At 46.5% G+C, this 25,890-nt stretch carries 18 protein-coding genes and 1 CRISPR repeat array; of the genes, 2 read left to right on the forward strand and 16 right to left on the reverse strand.

The features are described from left to right. Nucleotides 1-174: 174 nt before the first annotated feature. Nucleotides 175-1,068: a succinate--CoA ligase subunit alpha gene (gene sucD, locus DESPODRAFT_RS14425; RefSeq protein ID WP_004074382.1), complete on the reverse strand. Its 894-nt coding sequence runs from the start codon at nt 1,066-1,068 to the stop codon at nt 175-177. A gap of 2 nt (nt 1,069-1,070) precedes the next feature. Next, nucleotides 1,071-2,231, reverse strand: a complete 1,161-nt coding sequence (sucC, locus tag DESPODRAFT_RS14430; protein ID WP_004074383.1) for an ADP-forming succinate--CoA ligase subunit beta — start codon at nt 2,229-2,231, stop codon at nt 1,071-1,073. A gap of 94 nt (nt 2,232-2,325) precedes the next feature. Between sucC and DESPODRAFT_RS14435 the strand changes: the two genes are divergently transcribed. Beyond that, nucleotides 2,326-3,573: a Rossmann-fold NAD(P)-binding domain-containing protein gene (locus tag DESPODRAFT_RS14435; protein WP_004074384.1), complete on the forward strand. Its 1,248-nt coding sequence runs from the start codon at nt 2,326-2,328 to the stop codon at nt 3,571-3,573. Nucleotides 3,574-3,781: 208 nt separating this feature from the next. Here DESPODRAFT_RS14435 and DESPODRAFT_RS14440 read toward each other — a convergent pair whose 3' ends face one another. The 14 genes from DESPODRAFT_RS14440 to DESPODRAFT_RS14505 form a co-directional block, all read right to left on the reverse strand. Then, nucleotides 3,782-4,141 carry a SpoIIAA family protein gene (locus DESPODRAFT_RS14440; RefSeq protein WP_004074385.1) on the reverse strand — a complete coding sequence of 120 codons (360 nt, stop codon included), beginning with the start codon at nt 4,139-4,141 and terminating at the stop codon, nt 3,782-3,784. After that, complete coding sequence (locus tag DESPODRAFT_RS14445; protein WP_004074386.1) at nt 4,138-4,356, reverse strand: hypothetical protein; 219 nt, start codon at nt 4,354-4,356, stop codon at nt 4,138-4,140. Before DESPODRAFT_RS14445 ends, DESPODRAFT_RS14440 begins: the two co-directional genes overlap by 4 nt. A gap of 122 nt (nt 4,357-4,478) precedes the next feature. After that, nucleotides 4,479-4,877: a hypothetical protein gene (locus DESPODRAFT_RS14450; protein WP_245531927.1), complete on the reverse strand. Its 399-nt coding sequence runs from the start codon at nt 4,875-4,877 to the stop codon at nt 4,479-4,481. Nucleotides 4,878-5,092: 215 nt separating this feature from the next. After that, nucleotides 5,093-11,952: a CRISPR direct-repeat array (repeat unit 29 nt; unit sequence CGGATCATCCCCACGGGGGTGGGGAAAAG). Between the two features lie 90 nt (nt 11,953-12,042). Continuing rightward, entirely contained in the window at nt 12,043-12,849 is an 807-nt protein-coding gene (locus DESPODRAFT_RS18780) for a ribonuclease H-like domain-containing protein (RefSeq protein WP_004074388.1), read from the reverse strand. After that, nucleotides 12,843-13,136: a type I-E CRISPR-associated endoribonuclease Cas2e gene (cas2e, locus tag DESPODRAFT_RS14460; RefSeq protein WP_004074390.1), complete on the reverse strand. Its 294-nt coding sequence runs from the start codon at nt 13,134-13,136 to the stop codon at nt 12,843-12,845. Before cas2e ends, DESPODRAFT_RS18780 begins: the two co-directional genes overlap by 7 nt. 11 nt (nt 13,137-13,147) lie before the next feature. Further along, nucleotides 13,148-13,987, reverse strand: a complete 840-nt coding sequence (cas1e, locus tag DESPODRAFT_RS14465; protein WP_004074392.1) for a type I-E CRISPR-associated endonuclease Cas1e — start codon at nt 13,985-13,987, stop codon at nt 13,148-13,150. A gap of 12 nt (nt 13,988-13,999) precedes the next feature. After that, entirely contained in the window at nt 14,000-14,650 is a 651-nt protein-coding gene (cas5e, locus tag DESPODRAFT_RS14470) for a type I-E CRISPR-associated protein Cas5/CasD (RefSeq protein WP_004074394.1), read from the reverse strand. Beyond that, nucleotides 14,643-15,767 (reverse strand): type I-E CRISPR-associated protein Cas7/Cse4/CasC, encoded by a 1,125-nt coding sequence (gene cas7e, locus DESPODRAFT_RS14475; RefSeq protein WP_004074396.1) that lies wholly within the window; start codon nt 15,765-15,767, stop codon nt 14,643-14,645. Before cas7e ends, cas5e begins: the two co-directional genes overlap by 8 nt. 54 nt (nt 15,768-15,821) lie before the next feature. Then, nucleotides 15,822-16,418, reverse strand: a complete 597-nt coding sequence (gene cas6e, locus DESPODRAFT_RS14480; RefSeq protein ID WP_004074398.1) for a type I-E CRISPR-associated protein Cas6/Cse3/CasE — start codon at nt 16,416-16,418, stop codon at nt 15,822-15,824. Further along, on the reverse strand, nt 16,415-17,002 hold the full coding sequence (gene casB / locus DESPODRAFT_RS14485; protein WP_004074400.1) for a type I-E CRISPR-associated protein Cse2/CasB: 588 nt from the start codon (nt 17,000-17,002) through the stop codon (nt 16,415-16,417). The genes cas6e and casB overlap by 4 nt, the downstream gene beginning before the upstream one ends. Before the next feature lie 38 nt (nt 17,003-17,040). After that, nucleotides 17,041-18,483, reverse strand: coding sequence for a type I-E CRISPR-associated protein Cse1/CasA (gene casA, locus DESPODRAFT_RS14490; RefSeq protein WP_004074401.1), 1,443 nt, complete (start codon nt 18,481-18,483; stop codon nt 17,041-17,043). A 28-nt stretch (nt 18,484-18,511) separates the two neighbouring features. After that, nucleotides 18,512-21,238, reverse strand: a complete 2,727-nt coding sequence (locus DESPODRAFT_RS14495; protein ID WP_004074402.1) for a CRISPR-associated helicase/endonuclease Cas3 — start codon at nt 21,236-21,238, stop codon at nt 18,512-18,514. Between the two features lie 284 nt (nt 21,239-21,522). Continuing rightward, nucleotides 21,523-22,815 carry an IS4 family transposase gene (locus tag DESPODRAFT_RS14500; protein WP_004074403.1) on the reverse strand — a complete coding sequence of 431 codons (1,293 nt, stop codon included), beginning with the start codon at nt 22,813-22,815 and terminating at the stop codon, nt 21,523-21,525. A 149-nt stretch (nt 22,816-22,964) separates the two neighbouring features. Further along, nucleotides 22,965-23,999, reverse strand: a complete 1,035-nt coding sequence (locus DESPODRAFT_RS14505) for a helix-turn-helix domain-containing protein (protein ID WP_004074404.1) — start codon at nt 23,997-23,999, stop codon at nt 22,965-22,967. A gap of 406 nt (nt 24,000-24,405) precedes the next feature. Between DESPODRAFT_RS14505 and DESPODRAFT_RS14510 the strand changes: the two genes are divergently transcribed. After that, complete coding sequence (locus DESPODRAFT_RS14510; RefSeq protein WP_004074405.1) at nt 24,406-25,860, forward strand: NAD-dependent succinate-semialdehyde dehydrogenase; 1,455 nt, start codon at nt 24,406-24,408, stop codon at nt 25,858-25,860. Nucleotides 25,861-25,890 lie beyond the last annotated feature (30 nt).

Genomic DNA, 25,890 nt, shown 5'->3' on the forward strand with positions numbered 1-25,890 from the left:
CCATTTCCAGTGACGACATTGGCCTTGGTCATATTTTAGGCCATCCGAATTTTTGGTAGAATTTTTGGTAGGTTGGGTTGAACGAAGTGAAACCCAACGCCGATAAGTTGTTGGGTTTCACTTCGTTCAACCCAACCTACGCTGTGGCCGATGTTATGAGCAACCCCACGACCTTTAACGCATGCCGTACTTCTGCCTTGCGTTTATACGATCCAGCATCAGTTCACCAATGAGCGTCGCATCGGGGGCAATAGTTACCCCTGCTTTCCTGAGCGCCTTGATCTTGGCCTCTGCACTGGTGCCTTTTCCTTCAATAATGGCGCCGGCATGCCCCATCCTTTTGCCGGCAGGCGCCGAAACCCCGGCTATAAATCCAACAACCGGAACCTTGATTTCATCAGCGATAAATTCAGCTGCCTTCAGTTCATCGACGCCACCGATTTCACCGATAAGTATTATCCCTTCAGTGTCAGGGTCATCACGAAATAGCTCTAACACATCCACAAAAGTTATGCCATGAACCGGATCACCCCCAATACCAATGGCTGTCGTTTGCCCTAGTCCGTTCAAGGTGGTTTGATAGACCGCTTCGTAGGTCAAAGTTCCGCTACGGGAGACTACCCCTATTTTACCCGGCTTGAAAATATTGCTCGGCGCAATTCCGACCTTGGCTTGATTCGGCGTTACGATACCCGGAGAGTTGGGTCCGATTAAAACGCTGTCGCTCAAATACAGACACCGCTTTACTTTGATCATATCGTGCACAGGAATTCCTTCGGTGATTGCCACAATCAAAGGAATCTCGGCATCAATGGCTTCAATAATGGCGGCAGCGGCAATAGGCGGCGGCACAAAAATCATGGTGGCATTCGCATGGGTCTCTTCCTTGCATTCCTGCACTGAGTCAAAGACTTTGAACCCTTCCACCACTTGCCCCCCTTTGCCGGGCGTCACCCCGCCCACCAGTTGAGTGCCATAATCACGACACTTGATGGAATGAAACAGGCCGGCTTTCCCTGTGATGCCCTGGGTCATCAATATGGTATCTTTGTTCACTAATACAGACATGATCAATCCTCCGCTGCTGCCCCGGCCAAGCGGGCGCCTTCAGCTAAACTATCGACACGGGTTATCGCCAATCCGGAATCCTTTATGATTTGCAATCCTTCTTCTTTATGCGTACCCTCCAGACGAACCACCAGGGGCAATTTAACTCCCGTACGCTTCACAGCATTTACGATTCCCCGGGCAATGATATCGCATTTTAAGATGCCGCCAAAAATATTAATGAGAATACTTTTGACATTAGGATCTGAGGTAATGATTTTCAGGGCTTGCGTTACCGCTTCTTCAGAAGCACTACCCCCCACATCCAAGAAATTCGCAGGCGCATGTCCATTGGCCAGGATGGTATCCATGGTGGCCATCGCCAGGCCGGCGCCATTCACCATACATCCCACGTTACCATCTAATTTGATATATTTCAGCCCGTATTTTGCAGCGGTCTGCTCGTGTTCATTTAATTCATTATTGAAGCATGCCGACCATTGTTTTTGCCTGAACCGAGCGTTGCTATCAATGTTAACCTTGCAGTCCAAAGGCAATAGCCGCCCATTTTCTACACACAGGGCCAGAGGATTGATTTCCAAAAGCGTGCAATCGTTGTGAATAAAGGCGTGGTTAAGTTTTTCAAGCAGATCCACCAAGTTTTCAAACGTTTCTTTATCCAACTGGAAGACTTTATTGATCTGACGCGCCAGGGCTCTAAAATCAGGTTCCTCACACAATGCAATTGTCAATATTTTATCGGGGAATTTTTCCGCAACCTCGTCGAATTCCACCCCACCTTCTGAAGAGACAAACATGGTCGGGCACGATTTGGCCCGATCAATGAGAATCGCCAAATAAAACTCCTGCCTAATCTCCACGGGTTGCTCAAGCAAAACCTTGGAAATCAATTCACCACTGGGCCCCGTCTGTTTGGTCACCAGGGTAGTCTGCAGCATGCTGTCGGTAATCTCACGTGCTTGGGCAACGCTTTCAAAAAACTTCACCCCGCCCGCTTTTCCACGACCGCCAGTCAACACTTGCGCCTTCACCAAACCGCGGGTGATATTCATTTGCCTCAGCAAGGTTTCCACCTCATCCGCTGTGTGCGCCACCACACCAATAGGCGTCTCGATTCCCGAGAGTCGCAACATTTCTTTGGCTTGATATTCATGCAATTTCATGCAAACATCCTTTATTGCAAATCCACAATCTGCTAAAATTTAATTTATTCTATATCATTTTAAGGCACTCAAACAAAACAGAAAGTGAATCAACATGGATATCAGCAATCAACGCATACTCGTTATAGGTGGCTCAGGATTAGTGGGAAAAGCTATATGCCGTAGCTTACTGTCACATCCGGAACAACAGCCGGCAGCCATTACAATTACAGGACGATCTTCTTCCAGGATTGAAAAGACGTTAGACGAGTTAAAAGCGCTCAGCGCAACAACTGAATTTTCAGGTATCACGGGTGATATTTTTTGCCGAAGTGCTTTTAAAGATATGGGACGAAAAACGATCTTGTCTCAACGAGAAACACGGGAACGCTATCTTAGGGACATTATCGACCCGCTTAATCAAGAGATTCTTAACGAATCTTATCTTTACCGGATGATTCAAGAAGAACGCCCGAATATCGTTATAGACAGTGTCAACACAGCAACAGCCATAGCGTATCAAGACCTCTTTTCTGAAAGTAGGTGCTTGCTCAAAGAGGTCCAAACCGTAAAAAGCGCGGTTGATGATAGGCTTTTAGAGAAAATTGAATTTGAAACGTTAAGCGAAGAAGGGTTGATGGAAATGATCACGCCTGAAGATATCGCCAATGAAGTCCTACAATGCCTGCAAGGAGGGAACAGCGGACACGATATTGTCAGTGCTTTGGATTCATCGATCTTGGGCCCTACGTTTAGAGGTGGGTATATGAGGGAAAGAGCGCTGGAATCACTAAGATATCTGGAAAAAAAATATGATGTGCCAAGCATCGCCTTTGAAAACCTAGGCCCCCCTAAATTAGCGAAATTACTTTATGAAATTTTTATCATTGAAAAGCATATCAATCTTTTAGAACCCATTAAAATGGATGAAAAAACTTTGTCGGAGCGCTGTGTGCAGACCATCACGGACGATAGCTTTCTAAGACAATCATCCCTGTCCGTTGGGCTTGCCATTGTTTTACCTGGAAATAAAATTTTGCGGGGAGAACAGCTTGCTATTCCCAGCCAATGGGAGTACCCCGAAAAAGGTAAAGTTTCTTTGCAGCAATTTAACCAGTTTGCTGATAAGGGCTGGATTGATTTAAGGCCAACCAATATGAAAGTTTGGATTGACCGTCTGCATGAGCTTCAAAAAGAAATCGCATCCCCTAAAGAGGAAACTACACACGAAAAAGAGGAGACCGGGTCTAACACCATTCGCAACCAAAGATTTTGGCAACAAGCCGTTGAAAAAGGTAATTTAGGTTCCTTTATCAGTTGGATTTTTTTAAAGGAAGATAACGGTGAAAGAATCAAAAAATAAACGGCCTTTATTTACAACTCAATATTGCACCATCAACGCCACCGCCTCCAAGCATTTTGGGATCAGCTGCGTTGACGATTGCATCCACTGATGCCAAAGTTATATCGCCTTTTATGATTATTTTTTTCCATAGTTTTTAATTAATTAGGCAGAATGGGCCGATATAGTTAGAGGCAAATTCTGCCTATTTGTTTTTAGGTGGAGCGGTTTAGGACAAAAACTCAATCGCTTGGTCTTTCTCTTCCTTTGAAAATCCTCTCATTTCTATGCTCTTAAAAAGTTTACCCTCCAGATCCACAAGTTTATGAATCCATTTTTTATGTGTAACAACGGCAATCCTGCTGAAATGGGAAAGTCCAAATGCAAGAAAGAACTTCCATTTTTCTATCATTGCATTGAACTCTACGCCACCGATACTTACCACTTCCTGATAAATTATCAGTTTTTCATTCTTCTTGATTTTTTTTCTGAAAATAGCAAGAACTGTTTTCATTTCTTTTTCTGTGATCTTGCCTTCTATTCGATAAGCGATGGCATCCGGCAGGCCAATATTTATCATTTCTATCATGTTGGAAATCCTTTTTTTTGTGTTTTGGGATTGGGATTTGTTGCGTCACCCGAATTGATCGTACCAGTGTCGCTTATAGTATCTCCATACTGAGATTTATAGTATTCTTTAACATTTTGAAATTGTTGATATAAATATGAAACATCTTTTATCAAATCTTCCTTTTTCTTCTTGGCCGGTTCTTTCTTGAATGCTGGTAAGGTGAATTTTTTCATTATCATCTCCGGTTTTCCCTGTTTTCAATTCCGCCAAGGAGTCCTTTCTCCATACCCCTCTCCGGTGTCATGTCATACAGCTTACTGATAGGGTTCCTCAGTGATGGGTAGCCCTATCCCGATTATGACTTCAGAATTGTGCAAATGTCATGAATGATTTTATCCAGCCTTTTACTCGACAAGGATTTCATTGAATATTCTTGTAATATCCTTTTCTCACTTGCACTGTTGTTAAAGGTTTCTATAATTTGTTTTTTGGTCCATTTTTTAAACACAAAACCAGGTGACAAGGTATAATGTTTTGGCATGTACCAAAATTCACTCCCGGTTGAGTCTACCACTTGAATATAATCTTTATTTTCAATCGGCACTGAAGATATACAACCTTCTGCCAATTGGTTAATATCAAATGCCGAATAAAGTCTATTGGCGGATACTATAATTACCGGATATTTGGGTGCTCTAAATAAAATCTTAAATTCAATTTGATTCATATTTTTTACTCTTTTGCTTTTTTTCAAAAGGAACTTCCAGGCCAGGACCTGTGTCTTTAAAAAACTCTCAAATACCTCGGCCTTGGTTTTACAACGCGGTAAGTAGATAAAATGTCCATAGACGTCTATTTTGTTTCAATCCACGCCCGCATGGGGGGCGACCACCCCGGTTAGTATAATAACATTCCCGGACGATCGTTTCAATCCACGCCCCCGCATGGGGGGCGACCATTAAAAATGGATGAACCATCCCCACGGGGGTGGGGAAAAGTCGTTGACGTCGCAGCGGCCGCAATTGCCGTCCGGATCATCCCCACGGGGTGGGGAAAAGCAAATGATGATGTCAAGTTGTTCTGTATCGAGCGGATCATCCCCACGGGGGTGGGGAAAAGAGTAAACAGGAGAATATATGCCAGGTATCACACGGATCATCCCCACGGGGGTGGGGAAAAGGTCAATTTTAGATTGTCTCGGTACGTTTTTTGCGGATCATCCCCACGGGGGTGGGGAAAAGCAGAAGGTTCGGATTATTCTCCGGCTGTCCCTCGGATCATCCCCACGGGGGTGGGGAAAAGGGTCAATGGTGGAAAGCAGACAACTGGGACCACGGATCATCCCCACGGGGGTGGGGAAAAGCAATCATCTGAGGTTTGATATCCGTACCGGAGCGGATCATCCCCACGGGGGTGGGGAAAAGAATATTTCAGCTCAAGGACATGAAATTGCAGCCGGATCATCCCCACGGGGGTGGGGAAAAGAAATATTCTACATGCACGGAAAGCGAAGGGCACGGATCATCCCCACGGGGGTGGGGAAAAGTAACTATCGTTAATTACTATATATATCAACCACGGATCATCCCCACGGGGGTGGGGAAAAGCCCAGCCCGGTACTGCCCATAAGCACAGTGCGCGGATCATCCCCACGGGGGTGGGGAAAAGCAGTTAAATGGAATTGTGGTGTTATGGAAATACGGATCATCCCCACGGGGGTGGGGAAAAGGTCCGGCTCCGGCAATGGGTCATCGTCGTCATCGGATCATCCCCACGGGGGTGGGGAAAAGAATCACTGGCAGACTGAATCCCGGAATCAATACGGATCATCCCCACGGGGGTGGGGAAAAGAAACAAAGAGAGCTTGGCTGGGGGATGGACGACGGATCATCCCCACGGGGGTGGGGAAAAGGCAAGCAACCTGCGACCAGGTGAGCTTGATGGCGGATCATCCCCACGGGGGTGGGGAAAAGCGTCCATGTCCCGAACTTAGCTGTCAAGATTTCGGATCATCCCCACGGGGGTGGGGAAAAGAGCGTGTGTTGCTCGTTAATTATTACTGTCGTCGGATCATCCCCACGGGGGTGGGGAAAAGTTGCTTCTACTGGTAAGTCTGATATTGATGGGCGGATCATCCCCACGGGGGTGGGGAAAAGTTAGGAAGTCAAGTTACTGGATGCCCGAGGGCCGGATCATCCCCACGGGGGTGGGGAAAAGGGCCATTGCCGATGCCGGGGCGCTGGTGGATGCGGATCATCCCCACGGGGGTGGGGAAAAGTCTGAAACAGAAGGGATATTTGTCCATAGTGTCGGATCATCCCCACGGGGGTGGGGAAAAGACATTGGCCTGGGTGATGGCCGCGATCACGCACGGATCATCCCCACGGGGGTGGGGAAAAGGTAAAAGGGGGCCAGCCGCCAAGCAGGGTTCCCGGATCATCCCCACGGGGGTGGGGAAAAGAATTAAAAGATGTTACAATGCGTTCAATACGCCGGATCATCCCCACGGGGGTGGGGAAAAGTTCAAGGCCTTCCGTTTTTTTCTTTTTTTCGGCGGATCATCCCCACGGGGGTGGGGAAAAGTCCACGCCGTTTTCAAAGGCTTCTCCGGGATCCGGATCATCCCCACGGGGGTGGGGAAAAGTCGACGTTGAGCGCATTCTCGTCGGCGGAGCCCGGATCATCCCCACGGGGGTGGGGAAAAGCACTTACTGGATCAGCTGATGGCACCACTGATCGGATCATCCCCACGGGGGTGGGGAAAAGAACGATTATAGTTGGCCCATCCTCACTAATGACGGATCATCCCCACGGGGGTGGGGAAAAGGGGAGCTGTTGAGGTTCGAGTAGACGGTGAGACGGATCATCCCCACGGGGGTGGGGAAAAGCATTCTTCACACCAGGAACGTTTTTCCTCATTCGGATCATCCCCACGGGGGTGGGGAAAAGTACATTGCGGCATAGTATAGCCTGCTATCCTTCGGATCATCCCCACGGGGGTGGGGAAAAGACACATATTTCTGGGGAATGTCATTAGCTAACCGGATCATCCCCACGGGGGTGGGGAAAAGGCGAAAACCCTTGACTGGCAAGCCTTTCAAGGCGGATCATCCCCACGGGGGTGGGGAAAAGCAAAATGTAAGATCGCCCCTTGTAACAGCCATCGGATCATCCCCACGGGGGTGGGGAAAAGGTGGACGGCGCGTATGACGTGTCTGTTGAACTCGGATCATCCCCACGGGGGTGGGGAAAAGTCAAATAGTGGGGAATTGTATATCCCAATTCCCGGATCATCCCCACGGGGGTGGGGAAAAGAGACCATGCCACGCCTTCAGACTTTGCCACGCCGGATCATCCCCACGGGGGTGGGGAAAAGGATAAACTCCCATTCGTCGGGCAGGATAATTCCGGATCATCCCCACGGGGGTGGGGAAAAGAATTTCGATTGCTTCCGGATTCATGCCCATTACGGATCATCCCCACGGGGGTGGGGAAAAGTAAACATATTTGGTTTGTTTATATCCTTATACCGGATCATCCCCACGGGGGTGGGGAAAAGAGTAATAAAAAAGGCCCTATTAAATGTAGGGCCGGATCATCCCCACGGGGGTGGGGAAAAGAGGTTCTCCAGGTGTGCTCGTATTCTTAATCTCGGATCATCCCCACGGGGGTGGGGAAAAGTTCTTTGTTGTCTCTAATGCCTTGCCAATATACGGATCATCCCCACGGGGGTGGGGAAAAGGCATTTATCAGTATGACAATATGGGCGCTCAACGGATCATCCCCACGGGGGTGGGGAAAAGTTCAGGGGGGCAGGCCAAACGGTACGATTAACCGGATCATCCCCACGGGGGTGGGGAAAAGGTTTGTTAAAACGCATACATGGATGTTGATATCGGATCATCCCCACGGGGGTGGGGAAAAGTAGATAATCATTAGGTTGTAATTGACAATTTACGGATCATCCCCACGGGGGTGGGGAAAAGTTTTTTAAGTATGCTATAAACTAATCATTGAACGGATCATCCCCACGGGGGTGGGGAAAAGACACATATTTCTGGGGAATGTCATTAGCTAACCGGATCATCCCCACGGGGGTGGGGAAAAGTGATAGTGTTTTATGCCCTGCCCTCATTATGGCGGATCATCCCCACGGGGGTGGGGAAAAGAAAAAATGGAATTTAAAAAAAATCTTAAACGTCGGATCATCCCCACGGGGGTGGGGAAAAGTTTTATTCTCCTTATCTGTTTGTTATTAGTGACGGATCATCCCCACGGGGGTGGGGAAAAGTTTTTGTTGATGACTTAAGCCTGCAACACGCACGGATCATCCCCACGGGGGTGGGGAAAAGTTTTTTAAGTATGCTATAAACTAATCATTGAACGGATCATCCCCACGGGGGTGGGGAAAAGCTAATTCATTATGAATGTGGCGATATGCAATACGGATCATCCCCACGGGGGTGGGGAAAAGGAACCAGGGGTTACCTGCAGAACCAGGGGTTACGGATCATCCCCACGGGGGTGGGGAAAAGACGCTTATCATTGACCGGCGCAATGATGGGGGCGGATCATCCCCACGGGGGTGGGGAAAAGTCAATCAGCACATTAGTATCAACCACAAAGTTCGGATCATCCCCACGGGGGTGGGGAAAAGAACAAGTGATTGATATCACAAGGCTGCTATGGCGGATCATCCCCACGGGGGTGGGGAAAAGTACCCCTGTCATATGCCGGGCGTTCTGGTTTGCGGATCATCCCCACGGGGGTGGGGAAAAGTATCGGTTGGGTTTGTTAACATTACGGCCCAGCGGATCATCCCCACGGGGGTGGGGAAAAGCATTTCCATAGATTTATTTCCGCCTACATACCCGGATCATCCCCACGGGGGTGGGGAAAAGATCATAGAAGCATGTTTGCTCCATAATCAATCCGGATCATCCCCACGGGGGTGGGGAAAAGCAATAGAAATACATAGAAAAAGCAACCATTTGCGGATCATCCCCACGGGGGTGGGGAAAAGCTAACATCTATTCAGTTCCTTTATTATATGTGCGGATCATCCCCACGGGGGTGGGGAAAAGATACTCAATATGGTCCCAAACCACATGGATCTCGGATCATCCCCACGGGGGTGGGGAAAAGTTCTCCTTTTTTATATAGATCCCCTATATATCCGGATCATCCCCACGGGGGTGGGGAAAAGGTTTGTGCAATTGACGTATTGCGCAAAAAAGACGGATCATCCCCACGGGGGTGGGGAAAAGAGTAATTTAACAAATAAAGGAGAAAAATAATGCGGATCATCCCCACGGGGGTGGGGAAAAGTAATGGATGTTTAGATACACTATATTTACTGTCGGATCATCCCCACGGGGGTGGGGAAAAGATCACCTTCAGACTTTTTAGGTAGCCTCATGGCGGATCATCCCCACGGGGGTGGGGAAAAGAATTAGATTGCAATGAGTTTCCTGTATTAATGCGGATCATCCCCACGGGGGTGGGGAAAAGCCGCGATCCATGTACTGACAAATGGTTGTGTACGGATCATCCCCACGGGGGTGGGGAAAAGAATGCGTCTTCTACTGTCTTTATTTTTAAAGACGGATCATCCCCACGGGGGTGGGGAAAAGGTAATCTCCATCCCCAGTCTCCTTTCCCCATGCGGATCATCCCCACGGGGGTGGGGAAAAGGCAATAAAGGCTTCATCCCAGCTTAATGAATCTGGATCATCCCCACGGGGGTGGGGAAAAGTAGACCAAGCCTGAGCTTTTCAGCAGACACCTCGGATCATCCCCACGGGGGTGGGGAAAAGAAGCTGTTTCTGTTTATGTGTTAGTTCAAATACGGATCATCCCCACGGGGGTGGGGAAAAGTGATAGTTTTTTATGTTTTACCATCATTATGGCGGATCATCCCCACGGGGGTGGGGAAAAGTTTTGGTGGTATGATTATTGCCACCATATTTGAGGATCATCCCCACGGGGGTGGGGAAAAGTCAATGATTTCTTCATCGTCAACCGTTATTGACGGATCATCCCCACGGGGGTGGGGAAAAGTCTAATATTTCCTTGACTATTCCCTTTAATTTCGGATCATCCCCACGGGGGTGGGGAAAAGAGCAGGCATCCGTTTCCGGGAAATCCGGCAGGCGGATCATCCCCACGGGGGTGGGGAAAAGATTACCAACACTTAAACAACATATGGAACATGCGGATCATCCCCACGGGGGTGGGGAAAAGTGCCACTGTTTTGTTTTCCTTTGTGGCGTTGTCGGATCATCCCCACGGGGGTGGGGAAAAGAAATTCGGCATCTGGAGGCATCTCCATATATTCGGATCATCCCCACGGGGGTGGGGAAAAGGAAAAAATGGTTTCAAAAAAGTTACGGTAATACGGATCATCCCCACGGGGGTGGGGAAAAGAGCCAGACTATAGCAGAGCATCATAACTATGGGGGATCATCCCCACGGGGGTGGGGAAAAGGCATCTTGCTGGGCTTCGGCTGCTTCCTTTTGCGGATCATCCCCACGGGGGTGGGGAAAAGTACCCGTTCAGCACAGTGCATCTTCGCGCAAGCGGATCATCCCCACGGGGGTGGGGAAAAGTATTTTGAAAAATAGATTTTATATCCCCTACTCGGATCATCCCCACGGGGGTGGGGAAAAGCTTAACGGGCTGAGAGTTGATTGCTTTAACACCGGATCATCCCCACGGGGGTGGGGAAAAGGACTGCTGCTGAGAGTGCCAGAGTGGCAAATACGGATCATCCCCACGGGGGTGGGGAAAAGAATGCTGGGGATTCTGCGGGTGCCAATATTGTCGGATCATCCCCACGGGGGTGGGGAAAAGCCGTTCCCAGACGTAAGATGCCTTTTTAATGTCGGATCATCCCCACGGGGGTGGGGAAAAGTTCAGGGGGAAAAAGCAGACGCCCCGGAGACGCGGATCATCCCCACGGGGGTGGGGAAAAGTGGATGAGAATAACATGCCTGTTTATGAAACTCGGATCATCCCCACGGGGGTGGGGAAAAGCATCACGTTTTTTCAATAAACTATTGGCCAGACGGATCATCCCCACGGGGGTGGGGAAAAGTAAAATCAGGGCAGATAGTAGACAAAGCAGCTCGGATCATCCCCACGGGGGTGGGGAAAAGAGAGACTCAATAAAGGACTGGTGGGATTACTTCGGATCATCCCCACGGGGGTGGGGAAAAGTGCCACTGTTTTGTTTTCCTTTGTGGCATTGTCGGATCATCCCCACGGGGGTGGGGAAAAGGTTTATATCATCAAATACAACTGGAATCTTTTCGGATCATCCCCACGGGGGTGGGGAAAAGTTCAGGTTCCGGTCCCAGACCCTGGGTGGATTCGGATCATCCCCACGGGGGTGGGGAAAAGATTGTATGCTGAATATATTGCCGTTAATATTGCGGATCATCCCCACGGGGGTGGGGAAAAGCTGAATACACCATTGTTGAGAAGCAAGCTTTCCGGATCATCCCCACGGGGGTGGGGAAAAGGACTCAACGAGCAGGTTCACACCCGGGTATTGCGGATCATCCCCACGGGGGTGGGGAAAAGATTGCGATTCCGGCCTTACATGCCAAGAGTTCCGGATCATCCCCACGGGGGTGGGGAAAAGATTTGCCAGGGCGGCCTGGACTATTTCGATTACGGATCATCCCCACGGGGGTGGGGAAAAGACAGCAACATCCTCCTGGACGAAACTGGAAGCCGGATCATCCCCACGGGGGTGGGGAAAAGAGATGTCTGAAATTAATTGCAGTGATTGTGGCCGGATCATCCCCACGGGGGTGGGGAAAAGCCAATATATTGTGTCTTAAAATTTTATAAAATACAATATGATGTAGTATCAAAATATTTCGGATACAAATTCAATAGTTTTAACAAATTTTCAAAGAGCAAAATTAACAATATTCTCTTTAGTGAGCATTTTACCAGGAATACTACTTTTAAGTCTTAAGGATATTGGAAATTTTTTCATAGCCAGGTTGTAGCTATGAACAGCTAATTTTTCCAGCATGAAAACATCTTCAGCATTGTACAACAGTAGCTGATTTAAATCTGATTGAATTTGATGGCGCTGCCAGCTTTCCCATAAACGGATGGCGTCTCTGCCGTCGAGACCAGGTGAAAGGTTTCTGTCTAAACCTAATCTCGCCTCACATTGTTTTTGACCACCAGTGTATCCAAGTTGTTTTAAAACCGACAACAAATCAAGATGGGGTATTGTCAGATCAATTTTAAAACATTTTCTGATGAAAGGAAGGTCAAACCTAGTTCCATTATAGGTGATTATTAAATTTATATCTTCAAGAGATTCCAGAAAATTGCTGAGGTTAATATTTTTTACATATAAAAAAATTTTTCCATGTTTTAATACTGCAATGCTGGTTACTTGGGCCTCTTGCCTCAATCCTGTTGTTTCAATGTCAATAATGGCGGTTTCTTTCTGGAATTTTTCTAAAACTCTGATTTTATCGGGATTGGCAAACCTGTTAAGAAAATAATCCGGCATGCCTGCTTTTAAGGCTATGTTTGCCTGGTCAATTTGTAAACGAACGTCTTTCATTTTTTCCCTGGAAAATGTTTTATTCGGTAAATATTCAAATTGATCCCAGGAAAGGCACCCCAACTCCCATAACTTTTGTTCAGATGAACTGGAAAGACCACTAAAACAGGAAAAAGAGGCTGTCAACATTCTTCATCCTCATTCCACTTTTCAGCAATGAGATAGTGTCCGTCGTAAATAACTGGAATTCGATTGGTTTCACCATAAGAAACAATGGAAAAGCCCTGTGAATTTTGCGCTGTTGCTAAAATCAGCATGCCCAGCCCTGGTGCATTGCGCCGGATATATTCAATGGTTTTTTCTCGCGTTCTGCGATTCACCGTCCCCACAAAAACATTTGGTTTGGGTTCAACAAACCAGCGTTTGAGCATCCCCCGAATGGCAGGAGGGGTATCATTGCATATGATAACTGTCAAAATTTACCTCTTCATTCAGCCAGAAGTCTGCTGATATCTTTGGGTATTCGATACATCAGCCTGGATTGTTCTATGATCTGTTTAAGACGTGTGAGCGTATCTTTCTCTTCCGCTTTCGGGTTGATTCGAATTGTTTGAAATGCAGCTTCAAGAGTTGTTTCCGGTTTATAAATGTCTGCAATATCAAAAACAAAGGGCAGAGTGCCGGCAGAGTGTATAAAGCCCAGTTGTGGTAGATAGCCCATGGAGGAGACTACAGCCGTAGTCAGCGCATATAAGGCCGCATTTGCTGCAGAAATGGCCTTATTCAGGGAATCGGCAAGCTGCCAGTTGTCTGGGTTGTAATTTCTTCCTTTCCAGGATACGCCGTATTTTTGTCCCATACTGATATAAAGCTCTCTGACTCTGTGACCCTCCATTCCCATTAATGTTTTAATGGTTTTCCCTTCAACCACAGACTCGTCCCCAAAGCGCATGACAAACATTCTTCGGGCAATGCGTTCACGGCTTTTTTTAGACGCATGAAGTGCTGCCTGAATTCTTGCCCGCTCATTATCATGTGTAGGCGTGGCGCCAAAAGCGTAAAACCGCAGCCCTTCTGCGCCTACCCAGCACACCGGTGTATTGCAGTCTGCACAGGCTTTGACAGCCGCATGTGTAACCGTTGTTCCCGGACCAAGCATCAGGGCACTGATAGTTGCAATGGGCAGTCGCAGTACTGTTTTATCAGCACCAATCCATTTAACGCTGGAGTCGTCTATCTCAAGCCTGCCGTGCTCAAGGTAGATGGGTGTCCAGCGCTCCTTGGCCGGGGTCAGTGTTTCCAAAGGAAGCTTTTCAAAAATAGGCATGAAACCAATCCTTTATATTTTGATCCGTCGCGGTGCATAGCGGCGCTTTCCAAAATGAACCGGAACGTCATTAAGAGTATCACTCCCTTCCGCAAAAGTGCCCGCTTCTTCCATGGTTCGCAGAACGGGATTTCCTGCTATGTTTTCTAAATGTCCTATTGCCGTCTGGCTGTCAGAAAAAATACCCTGACATATTGGTGTTGCCGGGATACACGATTTTCGACCTAACCATATACCCCATTTAGGATCATACAAGGCGCCCGCTATTTTTTCTAGAAATAACAGCTCTCCCATGATAAGCACACCAAATCTGGATTGCAGAAGGTATTCCCGCCTTGTGATAACTGTATTTCCAACACTGCCCTGGGCCGTTTTGACAATATGTGCAGGATTTGATTTTTTGTCCCAGCCGCCGCCAACCGTGTGAAAGTCAGTCAACCTGCCATTGCTTTGAAATGTGAGCATGGTCATTTTAAGATTTGAAAGATCCTGCAATATATCAGGATTGCTTCTGTCAATTCCCATGGCTGCGCAAATCATTCCAATGATTCCGCTTTTGGTGGGAAATGCAAAGCTTGTACGCCTGTCAAACTTACTCTGGTATCCCCAACTCTGCATAGGCGCATCCAGGTAAAGTCCAAGATAACTTTGGGTTTCATCCATTGGAAGACACCTTGTTCATCAGAACCATTATAAAATCGTCAATATTTTTTTCGGGAATGACTACCTTGACATCTTCTTGTTTTCTTAGGCAATATGTCTCTGCCAGGTTCTCCCAGTGACTATTCATTCTGTCAATACTCTCCTCTATATATCCGTCCCTCGATTTTCTAACCGGTTTTTCAAATGCGTTGACAAGTGATAGTGGCTGACCATTTCGTTTCAGTCCAAGGACATAGGCCGGTGGATTAAAGGCAAACATGGAATTTTTCCTGGCAGAAGGTACTGCTAGGATAGCCGCTTTTAAAAATGTTTTTACAACCTGATTAAACTCGTCGTCTTCATAATGGTCGAGGTGATGTTCATCCTTGAGCATGTCAATGTTCAAGCCAACATAACGGTAATAGCAGGCTGAATTGAATTCAATAGTACCAAGGTGTCCTGCACCTTCATCATCCGCTGTATTGTTATCATCCACAGCACTGAAAAAATCGATTTCGTTGGCAACGGAATGGGTAGAAAGGGCATGGCTGAATAAACCAGCTCCTTCAACCATTAAAGAGTGATCATCTGCCACCATACGACCAAAAACGGCAATATCTGCATTGTCTTTTACTTTTGCTTTAAGTTGCTTGGATGCTTTGTCCGTGATAACCTTTAAATTTTTTTCAGCGTTGCTCTTATCTTTTTTAGTTCTGTTATCATCTATTACGGCTTGGAGCAGAGGCGCATAATCCTTGTCCAATACCTCTGATGTAACGCTTTCGAGTTCCTGGGGAGAAAAGTAGAGCAAAGTCTTAACATTTCCTTTTTCAGGATCATCCAGTTTTCCCATGGAATCTGCGGTTAAAATAGCAAGCGTTTTGGCTTTCTGTGGTTCAAGGTCCTTTTTCAGGTAGATCTGCTCCAGGGATCGAACGACAAAGCGGGTTCTCTGGCCGGCAAATAAACCCGGGGAGGATTCTTTTGCCATGGCTCTTATAGGGCGCTTCCAAGCCTGGCTGGAAACTCTGGCCCGCTGGCAGCCGCCAAAATAAGCCGTTTTCGGTGCGCCCACATCATCCCTGTTAAGACAGGAAACCGGAAAAGACTGAAGAATATGAAGTTCAATTAGATTCATAATTTTATATCTCCTATGATTCATTAAAAATATAAATAATTCAGGTTAAGCCATTTAAGATGGACGTTTCGCGAGTTGGAGCATCAGCATTCCGTAGCCGAAAGATTTGGCTGAACCAATTCCTTTTTCAAAAGCAGTGCGAAATGCTTGCGGATCGAAGACGTTTAAAGCACCCTGGAAATCTACACTGACATGCTTGCCACGGGTCCGGTTCCGGACAAATATTTCATCCATGGGAGACCCGATACTCAAAGAGTGAGGTTCAATTTTAAATCCATTTTGTTTGGCTTTTTTTTCTATCCACTCCCTCAGTCTGTCTTCCGAATAAATACCGATGCGTCTGCGGTCTGACGCTCTTCGCATTGTGGGGTTTGTCTTGATTTGAAAACGGTAGCATTGGTGGTCTAAAAAATTAGGGGAAACGGTTTTGATTTGCCAATTGCCAAAATCATCACTCGAAGGCTTGGTGTCTGAAAGCACCAAAAGTCTGAACCGGACCCCGGCATCATCAATGCGGAATAAAAAGGAGCGGGGCTTTCCATCACAATTCATAAAATTTTTCCAGATAACCTGGTGCCAAGCATAAGAGTCGCTTATCCGTCTTCGTGCGGCTTCAGTTTTATTGATAAAAACCTGTGACAAAAAGGTCATTTTGTAAGGACTCCATGTTCGTTAAAAGAAAGTAAGGACTCCTGCAGGGTGATTGTCTGACCGGTTTCATCAGCCTCATCCTTTTGTCCGCCCCAGTAGGAGGCCGCCCATGAGAGCTTTACCCTTTCTCCCCAATAAAAGAGATCTTCATAAAGAACCTCAAAATCTATGGGAATAATGTTCTTGCTTTTAGCTGCTTTGATAATGCTGGCAAGCCGTTCGCAGACTTCCACGGCACTGTCACAGGTGAGCAAACGCCGAAACCTTGCATCAAAGGATTTCAACGCATCCTCTGGGGAACCAGATGCACCATCAATGGCAAGGCGTCGCATGGTTGCGCCCAGATTACCGGAGTTTGCTGTCTGTTCTATGGTTGCAAAACCTGCAGCAATAGTTTGCCAGATAATGCGTTCCCTTTTTTTTGACAGATCGCAATAAATGGCTATGTGGGGCCAGCATCGATGTTCTGTACCCGGACTGAATCCCCTGCGAAGATCCGCAAGGCAACCTCGGTCTTTTGCTTCAATCCTGACTTTGGCCCATTTGAGAAAGCCCTGGATAGGGCGTTGGCTCATTCTTGTCATCGTGTTATTCTCCTTTCGTCATTTTCCCTTACAAGAAATCAGTGATCCGGTTTTTTGAGTCGAAGCTTTTGAGCGGCTATGGCAAAGGCTTGAATTTGACGCGGTGTTGTATGGGGGCAATTGTTGATGTATGCGATATTCATAGCGCGGCAGATAACGGAAAACCAAGCTTGTCCCAATGGTTCCGAATTACCGATACAGCGGATCAAGATAAGATATTGCTCATCCAATAAGGCCCAGTAGTTCATCAAGGCCTTGTCATAGGAAATGCTTTTTGAATCAACTGCCATCTCTTTATGCCAGGTTTTAACAGCTTCCCGTAGTAAATATTCTCCCTTTCTTGCCAGTTCCACCCCCTTTTCATAGATTAAAAGCTCTGTTGTATTAAGCATCTCAATAGGAAGTGAGAAATTCCACCCTGCCACATCCAGTATTTTGCCTTTGTCTGCGGCCATGCCGCCGGTCCAGATGTCCACGCGGTCGGATTTGATATATTTGAGGTGCCGCAAGCAGACAGCGCCGCCGGCAATGGCAGTTTTGCTCAATGAAAGTACTGACGACAGTTCCCTCCATGGATGTCGTGCCAGGTTAACAGAAATATACATATCTTTTTCGTTTTTTTCCTTTCCCCGCCTGACCACCGTGGCACAAGGCTCCCGCTGAACCGGTAATTTGGGATAGGAAAGGCCGTTTGCAAGGGTAAATGTTTTTTGGTTTTGGTCTAAAAAGACAGCTCTGGATAAAGGAACCAGGCGGCCTAAATAGGACTGTGTTGACATTCTGGCGGCTTCCGGATTTCCTTTAAAGACATCGTCGTCCTCCCAAATGGGCCTTCCAAAGGTCATTCCAGGGAATTCAGCTAACATTTCTTTCGTGAGAAGGTTCATCCATATCGTTACCTGTAAATTTTCACCACGGATATAGGTATGGAGCATAGAGCCTTCTATAGCAGGCGCATGCTCACTGGTTTTGGTTGTTTTGTCTTTGCCCCATTGTGTTGTTCCAATCAGACCTCCCGGTGAGAAACATTGAAAGGTTAAAAGCATTAATGCACACCACTCAGGGGAATGAATTCTACCAGATGGCGATGCTTCATGATCGAACAGTACGGAATTATTTCCTGCGGAAAGGTCAAAATTGAGTTTGTCCAGTACCGCATTATCAAGAGGATCAAGATCTTTTGCTTGCATAAAAGGCGTTTCGCCATAAAGATCAAAAGCATGTGCCCATGTTTCAAGATAAACAATTACATTATTTACAAGGTCCTTTTTAGCGTGAAACCAGGCTTTCTCATCCTGCGGTCCGTCAAGCGCCGCCTGGGTAATGCAGATCAGAAAGCGCATTAGGGCAATGCGCTGGGGCGGATTAACAGCAAGATCCCGAATGGTCTCTCCTTCCTTAAACAATGCGATCAGGCTGACCTTTTCCCGGGAGCCGTTATCTCTTATGATGGGTATCCATGGTGTGTCTGTCAGGTTCATGGGTGATTCTCCTTTCTATAACAACGGATTACCAGTCAAATTTAGATTTGTCGAAGGGATCCATTGATTCAAAATCAGTTAAATATACCGTGATGTCTTCAGAATCATCCTCTTGATAGGCAGAATTTGAACCTGGCGGTTCCGGAACCGATGTCCTGAAAAGTCCTTTTAAGTTCGTGTACTGAAAGTCGGTCAATTGGCCGTTCAATGTTATCTCCGCACTACTTTCATTCCATAGCAGAATTGGCGTTGTTTCAAAAAAATGTTTTTTCAAAAATGATGGTGTTTCAAGGGAACCATAACGCTGCAAAAGCCAGGAAGGAATTGAAATAAGATTTAAATGAAGTTGTGCAGTTACTGCCGGATCGGGTCGGACTGCATTGACCATGACACGCTCCTCGCTAAGCAGAGTCAATTGTGCTTCATTTCCAGTGCTGTTGATGTCCTGAACCAAGAGCACTTGTGTGGTTGGAAGATCACTGTACCGTGTGGCGCATGTCTCATGATCTTCTCCCACGGGCATGGCTGTTGCCGTGGAAAGGTTGCCCATTGCCTTATCTGCCAATGCATTTTTATGTTGAACAAATTTTGAATGTAGGTCATCCATCAGTTGGGCTTTTTTTGAAAATTGCTTGGATAATTCTTCATAGGTGGCTTCCAGAAGTGTCCGAATATCATCTGGAATGTTTACCGTATGGTGTTTTTTCCATACATCCCGTGTCCGCCACAAGACCCAGGGCGCATAAACATGGCAGTTGCTCCGGCCAAACGCGTCTAAAACCCCATCCAGGTTATCAGACTGATCTGGATTCCCGCATAGAATAAGTGTTTCGGGTATTGTGCAGGGCCGGTTCTTTCTGTCATGCCGGAACTGGCGCCCCATGCGTTGAAGCAGCATGTCGGTAGGAGCAAGTTCGGTAATAAGATAGTCCGCATCTATATCAACACTTTGTTCAACTACTTGGGTGGCGACCAGAATACACCCATTGGGGCGCAGATTTTCATGCTCGTCTTTTTTGTGTTTTCCAAGCCGTATCATCCATAAATCTTCAATGGCAGCCCGCTGAAATCCGGGAAATTTAGAGTGGAGGAGCCCAATGGGAAACGCATCATCCGGCATTTCAGCAGATATGGCGTCAAACCAAGTCTGTGCTGTTGCAACAGTGTTGGCGATGCAAAGAACGCATTGGCTTTGAATTGCCTTATCAATAGCATGTTTTGCTATTTTGAAATATGACATCTCCTCAAGATGAATTTTGTATTCTTGACCCTTGGGCGGTGGTGATGCCAAGGCATATTCCGGCCCGCTGATCAATGGATAAGGGACCGAATCAATTGAGTTGAAAGATTCATCAAGGGCTTGAGAGATAATATTCTCCCTCTCTTTGACTGGTTGGCTCTCTTTGAAAAATGCCGAGAGCCGTTTTTTGGTCAAGGTTGCCGAAAGAATGATTACAGAGCAGCCGATCTGGGTCAATTGGGATGCCATTGTTTCTATTAGGGTACCGGTATAACCGTCGTAACTGTGTATTTCATCAAGGATAACAACTTTTCCAGCAAGCCCAAAGGTACGGACAAAATGATGTTTGACCCGAAGAACACTCATTAATGCCTGATCTACGGTTCCCACGACAAAAGGATGCAAAAGGGCACGTTTTCTTGGGTTAAACCATGAATTGCCTGGTTTGAAGTCCTCCCCTCCTTTTTCAAAAGACGAATGCCAGAATGCCTTGAGCCAGGCTGTGCCGTGGGATAACCTCGCACCAGTTTTGTTCTCACAAATTTTTTTGAGAAACGGATCAAGGCGTTCATGAATTCGATCGCTGGTAAGCCGGGTAGGTAGCCCGAAGAAAAATCCGCTGTTTTTCCCGCTGGCCATAAGAAGATATGCAGCATAAAGGGCTGCTTCTGTTTTTCCCATTCCCATGGGTGCTTCCAGAACGAATACACCCGGTTTACCATAATTCATAATACTGGCACCAAATTGTTTCTGGATATCATATGGTGAAAATTCGAAAACTTCTTCAAATGACAATCCTGGAATTATGGCCGGTTTGATAAGCCCGCAGGCAGAAACAGCCATTTGGGCAGCAGTATTAATATTTACTTCTGGAGGTAACCCTGCCGGAGGGAAAAAAGATTCATCTGATCCTATCCAGTCTGAAATTGTCACCATGCCGGATATGAAATCCCTTTGTACTATAGAAGGTACATGGAAAGTCAATCTCCCGTATTCAGTTTCCATTATTTTTATCAGATTCTTTCGTTCTTCGCTCCAGGCTGCACCGCCTAAAAGCTCGCCGGAATCTTTAGGCAAAGGTTCCGTGCGAACACTGCCGTGGTGCATCGCTGCAATTTGAGCTACAGTTGGACATTGAAAGGGGTCCTCTTTATTTACATGTGCCCAGAGTGCACATGCCCCAATATGGGCGTGGTCTGTTAGAAAGTGCCCGGCAGGCTTGTCTCTATATTCTGAAATTTGTTTAATAATTGCGTCACGAAAGTATTTTAGTTGAAAACCGGGAGAAACCTTTCCAATATCGTGAACTGATGCAGATGGTATGGCCAGATCCCCAAGTAGTGTCAAATTTTCAGTAAGCTGCTGTCGCAGAATCCGGCATACCTCAGCGGTATGGCGAAGATGAGATTCAACACAAATGCCAGGTTTTCCGTTTTTATCAGTTTTTGCGTAGCATTTCGTGTAAGGGATGGCAGTGAGTTCTCCCTTTGTTTTTTTTGAAATAGGAAAAATCATATTTTATCTAAGACGTATTTTTAAATTTCCATTTTAAAATTTAATGCTGCTATTCATAATGTTTGGGTACAGTTTTGGTAAAGAACAAGCTTACCTTAACGGTTGTAAAATGTATAACCTTAGCTTTTTCTACCGCTACTCGCATAAGTTCAGTTTCTCTACTACTGTTTTAATCTCTTTTATCTCCTTTTGGGCAGATTTGATCCTGCCTGCGGTCAGCAAAAGATCAAAAAACCGCCCGTTGGCGTTCAGTCAATGCCGTTGACTTAAGACACCTCAAAGTATCAAGCTGGTTGCCTGTATTCCAAATGGAATTTTTTATTCTTTTTATTGAAATTACGTTCATATGTTCTGCCAGGTCTTATGGATTCTATACATGTAAGCATAAGAGCCTGTAATTTTGTTACAATATCACAGATTTTTGCATATGGACGACACAACAATAAAACAATATGATTTTTCATTCCGGAAAGCGCCTGTGTAAAATTGATGTCGTATTCGTATTTTCTGTTTTCCGTCCTTTTTTTTAACTCAGGATGTGTCGAAGTGACAATCATCATCGTCAAATTTTTTGAAAATACTTTGGCATGAAAATCTTGGTAGACGGAATGGACAGTTTTGCCTGAAAAATTCTCTATCTGAACCCTGCATTTCATAATTTTGTAATCTTCCTCAATGGCCCAGCGTTCAAAGTAAAGGTCGGCAAACAAATCATAAGAAAAAATTTTTCTATCGAGTAACGATGTTATCAGAATCTCCGTCTCGCCAGATGTCAGTTCAACTCGAATTAAGCGGACTTTGATAGGGGATATGTCGAGTCCGATTTCATTACATTTTTGTTTGGAAACGTAAGAAATGGGCAAACGAATAATTTTTTCCATTTTGCCGGAATTATAGAACTTCTTGATGACATTCCACTGGGAAATTGTGACACGAGCGCAAAATTGGGCGCCAAGAGAGACGATAAGCATGAACAGCCATGCCGCAGGGTATCCACGATCCAACAATACCAGGTCGGATGGCATCAATTTTGTGAAATGTTGCGCAGCAAGGTCGCGTTCGCCTTCACTTTTAGGCCGGATAAGTGCATCAAGAGTGATACGATTTTGCACATCGAACAATTGGGACACACGAGCTTTAGGGCACGGTTGTCCATCTTTAACATTCCAAGCACCAAAATGCTCTTTAACCTCGATTTCATCGGGGACAGTAGCGGTTGATCCATCAACTGCCAATAGACGGAATCCGTTCCAGGTTTGAAGGTCGCTATACTTTTCGTAACCATTAATCAACTCGTCATTAAGTTCGATGAAAGCTGCCGGATTCAATTTTTTTCTGGCCTTTGAGACAGCACTTTTTGTCACTTCAGGCATGGATACGTCTTGATTGTTTTTAGTTTTAAAGAATTGTTTGAGTTCGGTTTCATAAGAACCTTTATTCAGATTCAAGAAAAAGGATATCGTTGTTTCAAAGTCCAGTGATCTATTCCGAGTAAAATCAGTTGAGGAGTTTTTATTTCGAGCCTGGAAATCAGGAGAACTGATCAATTTATTTATATCATCAATAAGTTTTGGCACGATTGTCGCATAGCAGGATTCGTGCCAACATTATTATTTTTTTGATAAAAATTTTTCATTCTTACTCCTTTTTTTTATTGATGTATTTTTAATAAAATTGACTTATATATTAACATGTTACCATTGAGTTGCAAACAGAAATTCTTAAGTCAACGGCATTGGGCGTTCAGTATCCGGCGGGAAGCATCAGGTTCGCCAAAACCGGTTTGTTGGTAGTGGGTTTTTATTTTCTGTATGTAGGTGCTGCTTGCGTCTTCCGTGATCAGGTCAAGTTCCAGAAGCCGGTATATAAAGGCTTCGGTGGAGATGCCGAACCTGTGTTTGATGCGCAGGATAAGATCCCAGGTCCAGGTGTCAGGGGTGATGCCCAGTTGGCCCACGGTGCTTCGTACTGCGGTGTCAGGCATGAGAAAGGTGGCGGCAAAATGTCTGGCAGCCCGTATGGGATTTATGGGCCGGGATTCGGATGTCGGCCCTGTATCTGGAAAAAGTGTTTCTTTTCGAATTTTCATTTGATTGAAGATCAGAATTTTGCCCAGTTCCGTGACAAGACAAAAAAGTTGTTTTTCCGGATTCTTTCGGGAGTTGATGAAAAAAAAGGCGTTCTGGTGTACGGGTTCAAAGAAAGAGAGTCCGTCAAAATTATTTGCAGGTTTCATGAAAGGAAATAAAAGCACCCGTAAACCGAAATTTTCAAAGAGTTCAAGATAATCGAATACCACGGCATCTCCCGTGCCCATGGTGGTTCTGACCTGGGCCGCAAGCTGTTCCATACCGGCATAGTCCGGTTTAAAGGGAATGGATAACGGCAGCAGGGCATGTTTCTGGACACCGAGGATCTCTTCAAGGGTATGGAAGGCTGACATCAGTTTTCTGCAGACAGACAGTAATGCCTTTGGGGGTACTGATGCGTCAGCTTCAATGGTCACATGGGCGGTATCTGTTTCTGCGGCTGCAGCCCTGGCCCGGGAGGGGTCCGGGGCAAACAGGGCGTCGATAGGAATATTCAGTGCCTGGGCCAGATTATGGATAACCGTGGCCGACGGCAGGTTCCCGCCCCGCTCAATGCGGCCCAGCGGTCCTTCCTGAATCCCGATTTTTGACGCCAGTTGTGCCAGGGTCCAGTTGCGTGACTGACGAAAAGAACGGATATTATTTCCAATGAATTTTAAGTCTTCAGACATAGAGTTATAAGAACCATATCATTCTTTTTATGTCAATAATAAAATTAAATTGATAAGAAAAACAACATTATAATTCACTAATGTACCTTTTAAAAAAATACATTGCGTATTAAAATATAGTACGTCAAAATATAAGGAACGAACAAGGTTTCAGACTGATAAGCATTTTGTGGAACGCTGGCTTTGGGTTGAAAAAAAGCGTATGAACAGAAAAAGGGGCTTGGTCATAACATCAACCCAACCTACCAAAAATTCGGATGGCCTAAAATATGACCAAGGCCAGAAAAAGGAAGAAGCGTTATGAGTTGGTTAATTTGGACGATAGTGAACTAAGAGCTGCGGCTTGACAAATGGAAAATTGAAGTTTTTCAAATTATCAACATAAAAAAATTGAAAACTCAAGAATATGTTAAAATTAAAGAAGTTAGATCTGCTTTGCCGGCAGTGTTTTATTCAGGATGAGTGGGTAGACGCGGACAGCGGCAAAACCGTTGACGTCATCAATCCCGCCACAGGTCAGGTTCTTGGTACGGTTCCTTTTTGCGGTGCAGATGAAACACAACGGGCTATTAATGCGGCCAATGAAAGTTTGGATGCCTGGCGGTCCAAAACAGCCGGAGAACGCTCGGCCATCTTGCGAAAATGGCACGATCTGCTGATGAAAAACCAGGAGGATTTAGCCGTGATCATGACCGCTGAACAGGGCAAGCCCCTGGTGGAATCCCGGGGAGAAATTTCCTATGCCGCTGGTTTTTTTGAATGGTTTGCCGAAGAGGCCAAACGGGTATACGGGGATGTAATTCCCCAGACCGTGGCTTCACAACGCCTGGTGGTGATCAAACAGCCTGTGGGGGTGGTGGCTGCCATTACCCCGTGGAATTTCCCCAGTGCCATGATCACCAGAAAGGCTGGCGCAGCCCTGGCCGCCGGTTGCACCATGGTGGTGAAGCCGGCAACCGCTACCCCTTTTTCCGCACTGGCCATTGCAAAACTTGGCCAACAGGCAGGTCTCCCCAAGGGCGTGTTCAATGTGGTGACCGGCTCATCTTCCGCCATTGGCGGGGAACTTACGGGCAACGCAAAAGTCCGCAAACTGACTTTCACCGGTTCCACCCAGGTGGGTAAAAAACTGATGCGGGACTGCGCCGGTACCATGAAGCGAATTTCCATGGAGCTGGGCGGGAACGCCCCGTTTATCGTGTTTGACGATGCTGATATTGATGCGGCTGTGGAAGGCGCCATGGCCTCCAAATTCCGCAACTCAGGCCAGACATGTGTATGCACCAACCGGATATATGTCCAGGCCGGGGTGTATGATGAATTTTGCCGGAAGCTGACAACGGCCGTGGCGGACCTTAAGGTGGGCAATGGATTTGATGACGGGGTTCAGCAGGGGCCGCTTATTGATATGAGTGCCGTGGAAATCGTGGAAAGCCATATCAAAGATGCCGCAAGCAAGGGCGGTAAAATTCTGACCGGCGGTACACGCCACGCTTTGGGAGGCAGCTTTTTTGCCCCCACCGTTGTTGCGGATGCCACCGATGATATGCGCGTGGCCAAAGAGGAGACCTTCGGTCCCCTGGCCCCGGTTTTCAAGTTTGATACGGAAGAAGAGGTGCTGCGCAAAGCCAATGATACGGAATTTGGACTGGCCGCCTATTTTTACACCAAAGATCTGGGCAGAACCTGGCGTATCGGCGAAAAACTGGAATATGGCCTGGTGGGTATCAACTCCGGTATTATCTCCAATCCGGTCGCCCCCTTTGGTGGTGTCAAAGAGTCGGGTAACGGCCGGGAAGGTTCGAAATATGGGCTGGACGACTACCTGGAAATCAAATACATGTGTATGGCAGGTATCTAAGATAACACAGGAATAATCGCCCCATGACGC

Source organism: Desulfobacter postgatei 2ac9, from assembly GCF_000233695.2.
Taxonomy (GTDB): domain Bacteria; phylum Desulfobacterota; class Desulfobacteria; order Desulfobacterales; family Desulfobacteraceae; genus Desulfobacter; species Desulfobacter postgatei.

Coding starts and splice junctions, on each gene's coding strand:
- DESPODRAFT_RS14440 (WP_004074385.1), bottom strand. CDS start 4,141: ATGATAGAAATGATAAATATTGGCCTGCCGGATGCCATCGCTTATCGA.
- sucD (WP_004074382.1), bottom strand. CDS start 1,068: ATGTCTGTATTAGTGAACAAAGATACCATATTGATGACCCAGGGCATC.
- DESPODRAFT_RS14510 (WP_004074405.1), top strand. CDS start 24,406: ATGTTAAAATTAAAGAAGTTAGATCTGCTTTGCCGGCAGTGTTTTATT.
- casA (WP_004074401.1), bottom strand. CDS start 18,483: ATGAACCTGACAGACACACCATGGATACCCATCATAAGAGATAACGGC.
- DESPODRAFT_RS14495 (WP_004074402.1), bottom strand. CDS start 21,238: ATGATTTTTCCTATTTCAAAAAAAACAAAGGGAGAACTCACTGCCATC.
- cas6e (WP_004074398.1), bottom strand. CDS start 16,418: ATGACCTTTTTGTCACAGGTTTTTATCAATAAAACTGAAGCCGCACGA.
- DESPODRAFT_RS14505 (WP_004074404.1), bottom strand. CDS start 23,999: ATGTCTGAAGACTTAAAATTCATTGGAAATAATATCCGTTCTTTTCGT.
- DESPODRAFT_RS14445 (WP_004074386.1), bottom strand. CDS start 4,356: ATGAAAAAATTCACCTTACCAGCATTCAAGAAAGAACCGGCCAAGAAG.
- cas5e (WP_004074394.1), bottom strand. CDS start 14,650: ATGGATGAAACCCAAAGTTATCTTGGACTTTACCTGGATGCGCCTATG.
- DESPODRAFT_RS14435 (WP_004074384.1), top strand. CDS start 2,326: ATGGATATCAGCAATCAACGCATACTCGTTATAGGTGGCTCAGGATTA.
- cas7e (WP_004074396.1), bottom strand. CDS start 15,767: ATGAATCTAATTGAACTTCATATTCTTCAGTCTTTTCCGGTTTCCTGT.
- casB (WP_004074400.1), bottom strand. CDS start 17,002: ATGACAAGAATGAGCCAACGCCCTATCCAGGGCTTTCTCAAATGGGCC.
- cas1e (WP_004074392.1), bottom strand. CDS start 13,987: ATGCCTATTTTTGAAAAGCTTCCTTTGGAAACACTGACCCCGGCCAAG.
- DESPODRAFT_RS18780 (WP_004074388.1), bottom strand. CDS start 12,849: ATGTTGACAGCCTCTTTTTCCTGTTTTAGTGGTCTTTCCAGTTCATCT.
- sucC (WP_004074383.1), bottom strand. CDS start 2,231: ATGAAATTGCATGAATATCAAGCCAAAGAAATGTTGCGACTCTCGGGA.